Consider the following 10978-nt stretch of genomic DNA (forward strand, 5'->3'; position numbering starts at 1 on the left):
ACATCTTCAAAGTTACCTGAATGAATTTTGTTATCGCTTTAACCGGCGATTCAATGAATTACTGATTACTGACAGACTCTTAACTGCTTGTCTGAATACCTCCACTATTACCTATGCGGAGTTAACTCGATAAGCGAATAAATAAATCTACCGCATCGCTAAGACAATACATATTTTAGATGTAATTCTGTGGCGCCTGTGCTTCGGAAAGGACGCACATGACAAAACTTTTCGCAATCGCGATGGTTTTATTCTGCTTCGCACCGTCCTTTGGCATGATCGGATAGGGAATCCATAATCGGAGTGAATCATGAAACGGAGAGATTTTATCAAGGCATCGGCGGTTCTGGGCATGGCGGGAGCGGCGGGGCATGGGTGTTCATCCCTCGGGCGGGGTTCCTCGGAACCAAAATTCAACGTGCACCCGTTCATCCGTCAGCATCCGGAAGCGGTGTTTGTCCACTTCACCTCGGTCAGTGAGAAGACCGATGCTGCGGGGCTCCGTCAGGCTGGCTACCGGCTTTCCAGGGAGCTTGTCGTCAGGTCGCCGGACGGCTGGTCTGCGAGCGCCATTGTGAATATCAAGCCCAACTGGACTTCTGCGGGTCCCAGGAACGGCAAGGCTGTGGTGGAAAAGCTGGGTATCAACACCGACCCCAATTTTGTCGAGGGCTGGGTCGCCGCAGTGCGGGAGATCGGCCCGCAGCGATTTTTTATCCGGGAAAGCTGCTGTCCCACTCAGTGGGAGCCTATGGGGTGGCGGGCCATGTGCACCCGGGCGGGTATTGACCTCACAGAGATTTCGACAATAGATGTCTGGAAACTGCAGGAGGGAAAGGATGTCATTTTCCGTAAGGTTCACAATGGCGTGGTGTTTAATACCGTTGCCTACCAGGGGCCCATGAACGCGCCTGGGAGCTTCCTGGTGAATATCGCCAAGCTCAAAGCGCATGGCATGGGCATCACCGCCTCAGTCAAGAATCTCCAGGGCATCACCTGCAGGCGGTTTCACCAGTTCTGCACTCCGCACACCGCGGTCCTCAAGTCATACGAGCCGCCTTACCACAAGTATTTCCAGAAGGATTTCGTGAGTCGTATCGAAAAACTCCATGCGCAGCATGTTCGTGACGGCATTCCCCGATGGGACTGTATAATCGGAGAGGACACCGGAATCAGGATGGAGCAATGGGCCCAGCGTACTCTCGATTCGGTGGGGTGCATTCCCACCGCGCTGAACATGGTGGAGGGCATCTACAGCCAGGACGGCAACGGATTCGGGCTGGGACCCCACGAACCGATTGGTCCGGATAAAGTCACCAGCCGTGACTATATGTCAAATGTGGTAATTTTCGGGAAAGAAATGTTCCGGGTGGACATCATTGCCCACTGGCTGGCCGGACACGAGCCGGGGAATTTCGGGCTTTTCCACCTCGCCCGGGAGCGGGGAATGTCCGATGTGCTGGACCCGCATGATATCCCCCTCTACGGGTGGAAGGACGGAAAAGCCACGCCGATAAAACTCGAATCTCTCACCCGTACTCCGCTGGTTACACTCTATCTCCGCGGCCGGAATGAGCCGGAATACCATCTCTGCAACGAGCCGTTCAGCTATTCTGCTTTCCGGAATGTAAAAAAACAAAACGCCCTTTCGCCTTCCATCCGTTACATCGGTACCGACAGGACCGGGCAGGCTGTATTCGACCTTACCCTTCCTGAACGAGGAGAGATAGCGGTGGATATCCTGGATTTGCGGGGGAGAGCCGCAGAGCGTCTGCTCAGTGGACAACTGAATACAGGCAGTCACCAGGTGGTCTGGAACGCCTTTGCCGATCCGGGAGTGTATACCGCACGGCTGCGAGGGCGGGGCTGGGAAACGGTGGAACGTCTGATTGTTTCGGGTTAAACACAATACAGTTAATTTTAAAATTTTTTGAACCACGAAAGTCACGAAAAACACGAAATTTGTTATTCATTTTTTAAAAAATCATTTTTAGTGCCTTTCGTGTGTTTCGTGGTTAAAGATACTTCCTTTTTTCGCTTAAGTGAACCGTATTGGGGCTAAATAGATTTGTGAGCCACTGAGTAAATTGAACCACGAAAAGCACGATAATTATTTTTCTCATAAGCCCGCAAATAAATCATTTTATTTCTCTTTGGCGAGGTATTTATGAAAGAATACAGTGTGCCCAAGTATCTCTCGTTTTTAGTGATATTTCTCCTTACTTTTTACACCGGCGTGTTTGCAATCGACCAGACCTGGGTGCAGATCGGCAATACGATCTACGGCGCAAAACCCGACGATCGAGGCCCCATCGGCGGCGGGAACGGCTACCGTAACATCGTTTCCGGGGGCGACTACACGGTGACAGACCTGGATTCCCTGTTGGCCGCGCTCGCGAAGGCCAGGGCCGGGCAGGTCGTTTTTATCCCCGGCGAAACTGAAATCGATCTGACCGCCCGTATTTACATCGAGGGAATCGTCCTTGTAGTGCCGGAAGGAGTCACACTGGCCGGAGATCGCGGAAACAATGGTTCGAAGGGCGCGATCCTCACCTCCGATGTGCTGAAGACACCTGTCATGATCCGCGCCGCCGGGCCGAATGTGCGCATCACCGGCCTCCGTATCCAGGGCCCCTGCCCCAAGCGCTATCTCGATCATCACCGCCGAGCCTATGGCCCAGGCGGCGGAGGGAGCGAGTACTACTACAAGTTCCCCACATCGGACGGCATCATTACGGAATTCCCCCGCCTGGAAGTGGACAACTGCGAGATTTCCGCCTTCGCCCACGGCGGCATATATCTGAGCAAGGGCGCGGATCATCACATCCACCACAACTTTGTCCACAACTGCCAGTATAACGGTCTTGGTTACGGGGTGGTCCACGACGCAGCTTCCTCACTCATCGAATACAACTTCTTCGACTCGAACCGCCATTCCATCGCCGGAACGGGACGGCCCGGATGCAGCTATATCGCCCGGAACAACGTAGAGCTCGGGGTATCCCTGAGCCACTGTTTCGACATGCACGGCGGGCGTGACCGGAATGACGGCACCGATATCGCAGGGACCACCATCGAGATTTACAACAACACCTTCCACTCCACGCAGACCCCGGTGGTGATCCGGGGTATCCCCCAGGAAAAATGTGATGTACATCACAACTGGTTCCCGAAGCACGCTGACGCCAAACAGGCCGTGCGAGCAGTAAAAAAAACTACTGTATACGATAATGCATATGGGGAAAAGCCGAAGACGGGGAAGTAAAGGGTAGCGCAGATAGAGAAGTAAAAATGAATTTTCCAGCGATTGGGGAACACCATTGACTTATTTCTTGTAAATCATTACGTTATATGCATTCATAATTCTCTCTAACTCATAGTGTTGCATAAAAGAAACACTGTTTATGAAAGTCGGTTTTGTGCAATTCAGGCCGGTATTCGGTGAAACAGGGGGGCATCTCTTGAACCCGCTCTATAATCTGATTCAGAATAGCTTTCATAGCTCCCACCATCGAGTCAATAAACTTCAGAAAATTGACTTGGAAAGGGAGAGAGTCATATATATCATTTCCGTCATGGGATATTAATGAAAGAGGAAATAATCGCCTTGACTCACCAGAGGGAAAATAATGTTCGGTCAGAGATATCAAGAGATAAAAGAGATGTCTCTTAGTTTTCGCGCATCAATAAGCATCCTGTGATACTTAGGGTCAATCCTGCCTTGCTTCACAAAATGATAACCCAACTCTGATTCGACGGTTTGCGAATAAATTAGCTTTTCATAGAAGGGCCGTACAATGAGCACGAACGGTTACGATTTCTCACGGCGGAAATTTTTAGAAGCAACAGCGACTGGATTGCCGTTTCTTTATGGTTTTCTTGGTGATGAGCTTGCACTGTGCTCAGAGAATGAGCAGCCTCGCAACCGTAAATACAACGTGCAGCATCCCGTATATCCCGCCGAGCATCCCATCTGGAGCAGGTCGCCCGGGGAGGACAAAGAGGAAGGTTGGGTTGACAAGTCCAACGAAGAACTGCGCGCCCGCATTGACGAGCGTGGCGCGCGCCGGGGTGACAATCGGCTTATGCTGAAGGTGCTCAAGCATCTGGCGCATCGGTATGCGGTGACCCGGGAGCCCCGGTACGCTTACAAGTGCGCGGTCATTCTCGAGCGGTACTCGGAGGTCATTGGGATCTGGCCGTTCTTCAATCAGGGGGGAACCGAAACCTACCCCCACGACGTGGCTCTGCTGCAATACGGCGTGAAGATGCCACCGCACTACGGCGCTTTCTGGAGTTCCTGGCACCCCTATGATCTGCAGGAATCCCATCCCCTCGCGCTGGCTTACGACCAGATTGCAGGCAGCGGACAGATGGAGAAGCTGGGACAGGAGAAGGGGTATGATGCCCGATTGAAGATCGAGCGTGACCTTCTGTACGCGAACCTGGCGATCAATGATCGCTATCCTTTGATGTACAACAACACCGAGGCGGACCTGCTCGAGGGGATGCTGGTCTGGGGCCAGGCCCTGGGCGATCCAGAGCTGGTACACCGGACGATCCGCTTCGGGGACGGCCTGCGCAGAGTCTCCTACTTCGCGGATGCCTTCTGGCATGAAGGCTCTCCCAGCTACCATATGATGATCACCGGCCGCTGGGCGCTCAACTACCCGGCCGCCTGCCTGGCCGCTTATTCGGACCCGCCGGGATATAAAGATCCGATGGATGGCACACGCTTCGACCGCGTCGACTTACTCAAGCGCTACGCGCCATTTATAGAAGAAGCGGCGCGGGCGATGCAGCAGTGGATATTACCCAACGGCCATTATGCGGCCGTTCACGACGCTCACTCGAAATTTACCACCGCCGATCGCTGGGACTGCTACGGTGTGCTCAAGGGCTACAAACCTCTGGAGTCGCGGCCGCTCCTCCAGACCTGGGCCGGTCACGCGGTACTCGGGCGGGGCATGGGAGCCAACCAGGTGCAGGCGCACCTGCACTTCTCCGGCACCAACGGCCACGAGCACTATGACAGCCTCAACTTCTTCCTCTGGGCCAAGAACAAAGAGTTGCTCTCTGAGACAGAGTACCTGGGCAACAGGGCATGGCAGTCCGGCACGGCCGGGCATAATACCGTGGTCGTAGACGAGCGGAACCAGTACGACCGGGGTGAGGCGCCCCGGCGTAAGTTCAGCGAGATTGATAATGTACCGGGTGTCGAAGGTTTCTGGTTCGCCCGCACCCACATCAATCATGGCGACGTGCTCACCGATGGTATGCTGCGTCTCTTCGCCACCGACTGTCCCGGCCTGCAGGTGGTGGAGGCCGACGGGCATCGCGCCTATCCGGCAGACCGCGTGACGCTCTACCGCCGGACGCTGGCGATGGTGGAGAGTGGAGGCGAGGACGTCTACTTCGTCGACATCTTCCGCGTTCGCGGTGGCAAGGTGCATGACTGGATACTGCACGGCCCGCTCCAGGACGAGTACGCGGTGAAGACATCTCTGGAACTCCAGCCCCGCACCGGAAAACTGCACACCTGGCTGGAGCAACTTCGCTCAGCCCGCACGGATGGCCCGTGGCAGGCGGAGTTCGTGACCTCCGCCGGAGAGACGGTTCGCACCATTATGCCGGCTGCCCCGGGCACGGAGGTAATTCTTGCGCAAGGACCAGCGATGAGGCGCGAGGGGATGCAGACGTTCCTTGATGTGCGCCGCGAAGGGTCGGAGTCGGTCTTCGTTGCAGTGCACGAGCCGTACTTAGGGCAGCCGCGGGTGCATTCGGTGAAGCTGCTGGCGCCGGAGCGGTCGTCTTCGATGGCGGTGGTGGTGCAGGTGGAGTTGGACGGGCGCACGGACACGATCCTCTCTACCCTCGAGGAGGCAGGCGAGGTCGCTGGCAACGGCATAGCGCTGCACGGGCGCTTTGGCTACGTATCCACCGTGAGCGACGGCGCCCAGACGCTCTACATGGCGGACGCCCGTTCTCTGAAAGCAGGCAAGGCATCGCTGGCCAGCAAGGCGGCGTACACGGGTGCCGTGAGGAAGACACTTCGCGCCCCGCAGGGGGATGCACTGAACGCTTTCGTTACGGATGCCCGGTTGCCGGAGAAGGATCTGGCTGGCAGGTTGCTGCTGACCACCGACGGCGATGGCAGCACCCGGGGCTTCTGGGTGAAATCCGTCACGCGTCAGGCCGAGGACACTGTCATCGCCGTTGACCGCGACCCGGGGATGAGCATCGAGAAGGAGTATGTGAAGCTGCAGTACTACCCGAACTGGGGCATTCGCGGCGGCCTGCGCTTCCGCATCATCGAGACAGCAACGGAGGGCAGAAAAATATGAACATTGGAGGCACTATGAATCGTCGTGATATGCTGCGTCTCATCCCGCTGGCGGCGTCCGGGCTGCTGGCATCCGCCCGCCCCATCTCCGCCGGGGAATCCCTCATTTTCGGCCACGAACCCCTTCCCAGCGAGCCGCCGGCACTGGTTTATCCCCGCCGTATCAGGGAATTGCTGACCCATGTCCGCCTTACCCAGTCGAAGAAAATCCTGGAAGCCGCTTACATCATCGCCCGTGCCGTGGAGAAGGGAAACACCGTCTGGAGCTACTGGGACCAGGGACATACTCACCGAGCGGATATTTTTCCCGGCCGCTGGGGGGAGCCGGAGATCATCACCATCGGCTACGACCCCCAGAAATCCAGGAAGGGAGATGTTTTCCTCGCGAGTTATCCTTTCTCCCCCGATTACCTGGACGACATCCGTAAAAAAGAGATCACGGTTATCGGCAGTCCCTCCCCTTATAGCGGCGATATGAAAGGGGCCGAACTTGCGACCCCAAGAGCTAAAAAGCTGCTCATCCGCCCTGTTTCGAGCATCTGGATTGAAACGGAAATTGACATTCTTGGCGCGCAGGTGAAAATCCCCGGCTCTTACGCGCCCCTCGGCCCGGAATCTGGCCCGCTCTGCGGGACGATCTTCTGGATGATGCTTGCGGACGCCTGCCGTATTCTCGCCCGTGACGGCAAATCGGTCAAAGTCAAGGGGGACGAGCCTCCGCTTGGGAAAGAAGTAACATATTCCTCGCTGGACGCCCCGCTCATGGACGATTATTTTGACGAGGTCATGCGCCAGCTCGAGATGATTGGCATGGAACTGGGAAATATCCGGAAGATGGCCGGGCTGGCGGTGGACAGCCTGCTTGCGGGCGGCTCCGTGTACTTCTACAGCCGGTATCCGGAATGCCTCGCCGCCGAGGCGGTCGGCCGCCGGGGCGGATACGCCTTCGCCAAGGGATGCTCCGACGGCACCCCGGTCAAAGGAACCGCAAAAGACTGTGTCATCATGGGAATTTATGCCCCGGATGACACGGCGGACCTGAAGAACCTGGATGCGTTCCGTAAATCAGGTATGAAAGTGGCTTCAATCGGCCCCATCACTCGCGACCTTCGGATTCCCGGGGGGAGGACAGTACCGCGTGAGACCGATGTCCATGTCGGGCGTATGACCGACACCTTCGGCATTTTCGCCCTCCCCGGCTTCGAGCGTAAAATCTGCCCCCTCTCAGGAGTCCTGGTCACCTCGCTGCTCTGGACCATGTCTACGGAAATCGCGTACCAGATAAAAGACCGCACCGGCGGCGATGTTCCCGGTATCTACTGCAACGGCGCAATAACCTGGGATGCGTGGTGGGACGAGCAGGTACGGGCCATGTATGAATCGAGGGGATATTGAAAAAAGGAGACAGGATAGATTAAAAAATCAACGACAGAATTATCAAGTATTCAAATCCTGTTAATCTTTTAAATCCTGTCAAAGTATTTATGCTGTAACATCTTCGGCCTAACTTCTTTCTTTGCGAGATGTTTTTACTAATGGTGATTTTTTACCTATTCCCCATTTCATGGACAATATCGCAGTAAAGCCGCACCCGCTCCACAGGAGTTGCGGGAGTCACCGGGCTGCCGATGCTCATAATGAAGCGGCTTCGGTTGGCGCGGCCTGCGGCGATCTGACGTTTTATCTCTGCGCGAAGCTCCTGTTCAGAGCCGTTCTGTAGCACCCCAATTGAGTCCAGATTGCCGAGAAGGGTGCACCGTCCCGGGACATTCGTAGCCAATTCCGCTACATCAATCTCAAATCCTTTTTTCCCCTCTTCCAGCGAGAGTGCGTCCGCGCCGGCGGAAAGGAGCAGATCCCATTTGCCTGCAGGGCTGCCGCAGTAATAGTAGACACTCTTCATACCGCAGGCGCTTATCTCTTCGATGAGCCTTCGGAGAAAGGGAAGATTGAGAGAGGCAAAAGCGGCCGGGCTGATCATGTCGGTCATGCATTCCTCGATCCAGATGCCTCTTGCGCCGAGCGCAGCAGCCTGACGGACACAGTGAAGACTGAGCTCCAGGTACCGGGCGGCGGCATGGCGCACCAGCTCGGGCTGGGAGGCGATCATCACCATCATGTTCTCGAATCCCCAGAGATCGTAGCAACGCCAGAGCGGAGAGGAAACATGGCAAAAGGGGAAAACCTCCCCGCCGAATTCATCAAGGAGACGCGCCGCAAGAACGCCGCTGCCGTCTTCGATGGTTTTCCCTGAGCCGGCGGGAAGGGGAATCAGCGCATCAACCTCGTCCGTTGTCTCTGTAAGAGTAAAATGGGGTATTGCCTCACCACCAGTTAGATGCTCGCCGCCGATGGGAGGTTCGAAGAGCCGCTCGGATACACCGCTCCTTCGGTCGATACGGAATACTCCCTCCGGGCGAACTTCCAGATCAATATTCTTCCGATTTTCGCGGGACAGTGTATAAGGAAGCCTGAACCAGTCCTGGCCGGTACAGCGGATAACCTCCCGCCTCCAGGAGAGCTGTGTTTCGATGTCCGGGGAGAATTGGTTCCACCACGGAACGCCGGTAAGCTTTGCCCAGTGATCGCGGATGAATATGGATTCATAGCAGATCACCGCCGGGATTTCGGGAGTCCCTTCCGGCGAGAACGCTGCCTCGATCTTTTCTTTTCCGGTCATGGATTCGGCTCCCGGGTGACTATTTCGGTTAACTACTTCTTTTTTAGGTTGAGGATAACCTGCTGGATTCGTTTCTGCACCTTCTTGTAATCGATAGCCTGCCCTCGGCGAAGGAGGGGGATGATTCAGTGAAAACCAATATAACATAGTGGAAGGGATGGATGCAAACAAGCGGGATTGAGATTTGTAAATTAGAGAATTAATCTTGACACTGAATACTATTGCGTTTATATATGATTTGCAACCACAAAAGATTTACAACTATGTATGCGTAATGCGAATGATGTTTCATTTCACAATACGTTAGTTAATGGCGGTCGGCATAATCCTCAAGAGAATAATATGAAAATCGATAGCAAATACCTTGGCAAGTGGCGGATTCTTGAAATGTCTAATTGGGACAAGGACTTCATTGATTTGGTCGCCCCGGGGCACTTGACAGTGAAAGCAGATGGGTCAGGTTATCTTGCCTTCGGAGTCATAGAAGCAGAAGTCGATTTACAAATGGAAGAGACCGGGGGGACAGAGCGGATAGCCTTTTCGTTTGCCGGATCGGATGAGGGAGATGAAGTATCCGGAAGAGGTTGGGCTATTATAGATAGCGACGAAATGCATGGATGGATCGGATTTCATCTTGGTGACGATACCACGTTCAAGGCGAAACGCCATGAGGCAAAGGGATAGAAGCCCTCATCATTACTATATATAGGTCGCTCGATTCCTCTAAGAGAGCTTTAAAATCAGTACGACGTTTCCTCATGGAGGCAGGAATCGATCATGTTGAAATATAAAGGCTATACCGGGCGTGTTGAATATGATGATGAAGCGAAAGTATTCCACGGCGAAGTACTTGATACGAAAGATGTAATCACTTTCCACGGTACCACGGTTTATGAGATAGAGGCTGCTTTCCGAGAATCCATCGATGATTATCTCGCATTCTGCTGTGAACGCGGCGAAAAGCCTGAAAAACCATTTTCCGGCAAGTTTGTTTTACGGATCCCGTCCGAATTACATCATAAGTTATGTATTGAAGCAAGTAAATCCGGAAAAAGCCTGAATAATTGGCTGGTTGACGTATCGAAAACTGTAATAAATTAAGCGGCAAAAGCATCTTCTTTTCAACACCAATGAGGAAAATCATGAATCGCCGTAACGTTCTCACACTCATCCCGCTTTCCCTTGCGGGGATTTCCACTTTCGCCGGTAGTGCCCGTGCGAAAGACAAAACTCCGCTTGCCCTGCAGTTCACCGCCCGGATGCGTGAGCAGTTCGACCGAATCAAATCAACCCAGTCGGAAGAGCTGCTCGAAGCTTCTTATCGTGTGGCGGACACGGTCAAAAGCGGGCATAAGTGCTATATAAGCTGGGATATGGGGCACCGGACCACCTATGACATCTGGCCGGACCGTCCGGGCGACACCGACATCTTCGTGAAAGACCTTCCAACCAAAGCTGAAAAAGGCGACCTGATCATCACCAACGCCGCCGCTTCGGAAGAGCTTCTCGGCAGGCTGCGCCGATTCCATGAACAGGGAGTGTTCATCATCGGCGGCCCCCGCTCATGGGGCGGGGACTGCATCGGCAGCGAGATGATAGTCCCCGAAATTCGGAAACTGAAAGTCCGCCCTTTCTCCGACCTCTGGATCGAGCTGTACGAAACCGCTTACGGCGCAGTGGTGAATGTCCCCGGTTCGCCCTATCCCATGGGGCCTTCCTCCGGCGGCTCCGGGGTGATGACCTACTGGATGATCACCGCCGACGCCGCCCGCCTTCTTTCACGGAGTGGCAACTCGTTCACCGTTTACGGCGATGAACCCACTCTGAACGCTAACGCCGCCCGGGTCAACATGAACCGTCCCCTCGGCGGTCTCTACTACGAAACTGCAATCGCCCAGCAAAAAACCATCGAGAGCGAAATAGACCGTATCGGCCGCATCGCCGAAATGGCGGTG

At 54.7% G+C, this 10978-nt stretch carries 9 protein-coding genes; 8 read left to right on the forward strand and 1 reads right to left on the reverse strand.

Annotation, left to right across the window (positions count from 1 at the left end):
• The 5 genes from Q8O92_12255 to Q8O92_12275 form a co-directional block, all read left to right on the forward strand.
• The coding region (locus tag Q8O92_12255) for an IS1595 family transposase (GenBank protein MDP2984088.1) at window positions 1-133 on the forward strand (133 nt) is incomplete at its 5' end.
• Between the two features lie 177 nt (window positions 134-310).
• The gene (locus tag Q8O92_12260) at window positions 311-1903 is read left to right on the forward strand and encodes a DUF362 domain-containing protein (protein MDP2984089.1); all 1593 of its coding nucleotides are present in this window, start codon (window positions 311-313) and stop codon (window positions 1901-1903) included.
• Between the two features lie 264 nt (window positions 1904-2167).
• On the forward strand, window positions 2168-3265 hold the full coding sequence (locus Q8O92_12265; protein ID MDP2984090.1) for a right-handed parallel beta-helix repeat-containing protein: 1098 nt from the start codon (window positions 2168-2170) through the stop codon (window positions 3263-3265).
• A gap of 532 nt (window positions 3266-3797) precedes the next feature.
• Entirely contained in the window at window positions 3798-6344 is a 2547-nt protein-coding gene (locus Q8O92_12270) for a heparinase II/III family protein (protein ID MDP2984091.1), read from the forward strand.
• Window positions 6345-6358: 14 nt separating this feature from the next.
• Window positions 6359-7738: a hypothetical protein gene (locus Q8O92_12275; protein MDP2984092.1), complete on the forward strand. Its 1380-nt coding sequence runs from the start codon at window positions 6359-6361 to the stop codon at window positions 7736-7738.
• Between the two features lie 151 nt (window positions 7739-7889).
• Here Q8O92_12275 and Q8O92_12280 read toward each other — a convergent pair whose 3' ends face one another.
• Window positions 7890-9023 carry a uroporphyrinogen decarboxylase family protein gene (locus Q8O92_12280; protein MDP2984093.1) on the reverse strand — a complete coding sequence of 378 codons (1134 nt, stop codon included), beginning with the start codon at window positions 9021-9023 and terminating at the stop codon, window positions 7890-7892.
• Window positions 9024-9365: 342 nt separating this feature from the next.
• Between Q8O92_12280 and Q8O92_12285 the strand changes: the two genes are divergently transcribed.
• The 3 genes from Q8O92_12285 to Q8O92_12295 form a co-directional block, all read left to right on the forward strand.
• On the forward strand, window positions 9366-9707 hold the full coding sequence (locus tag Q8O92_12285) for a hypothetical protein (protein MDP2984094.1): 342 nt from the start codon (window positions 9366-9368) through the stop codon (window positions 9705-9707).
• 93 nt (window positions 9708-9800) lie between these two features.
• Window positions 9801-10124 (forward strand): type II toxin-antitoxin system HicB family antitoxin, encoded by a 324-nt coding sequence (locus Q8O92_12290; GenBank protein ID MDP2984095.1) that lies wholly within the window; start codon window positions 9801-9803, stop codon window positions 10122-10124.
• Window positions 10125-10165: 41 nt separating this feature from the next.
• Window positions 10166-10978 (forward strand): hypothetical protein (locus tag Q8O92_12295; GenBank protein ID MDP2984096.1); only part of this gene is annotated, 813 nt, incomplete at its 3' end.

The organism is Candidatus Latescibacter sp., assembly GCA_030692375.1.
Taxonomy (GTDB): domain Bacteria; phylum Latescibacterota; class Latescibacteria; order Latescibacterales; family Latescibacteraceae; genus JAUYCD01.

Coding starts and splice junctions, on each gene's coding strand:
- Q8O92_12265 (MDP2984090.1), top strand. CDS start 2,168: ATGAAAGAATACAGTGTGCCCAAGTATCTCTCGTTTTTAGTGATATTT.
- Q8O92_12260 (MDP2984089.1), top strand. CDS start 311: ATGAAACGGAGAGATTTTATCAAGGCATCGGCGGTTCTGGGCATGGCG.
- Q8O92_12275 (MDP2984092.1), top strand. CDS start 6,359: ATGAATCGTCGTGATATGCTGCGTCTCATCCCGCTGGCGGCGTCCGGG.
- Q8O92_12280 (MDP2984093.1), bottom strand. CDS start 9,023: ATGACCGGAAAAGAAAAGATCGAGGCAGCGTTCTCGCCGGAAGGGACT.
- Q8O92_12285 (MDP2984094.1), top strand. CDS start 9,366: ATGAAAATCGATAGCAAATACCTTGGCAAGTGGCGGATTCTTGAAATG.
- Q8O92_12290 (MDP2984095.1), top strand. CDS start 9,801: ATGTTGAAATATAAAGGCTATACCGGGCGTGTTGAATATGATGATGAA.
- Q8O92_12270 (MDP2984091.1), top strand. CDS start 3,798: ATGAGCACGAACGGTTACGATTTCTCACGGCGGAAATTTTTAGAAGCA.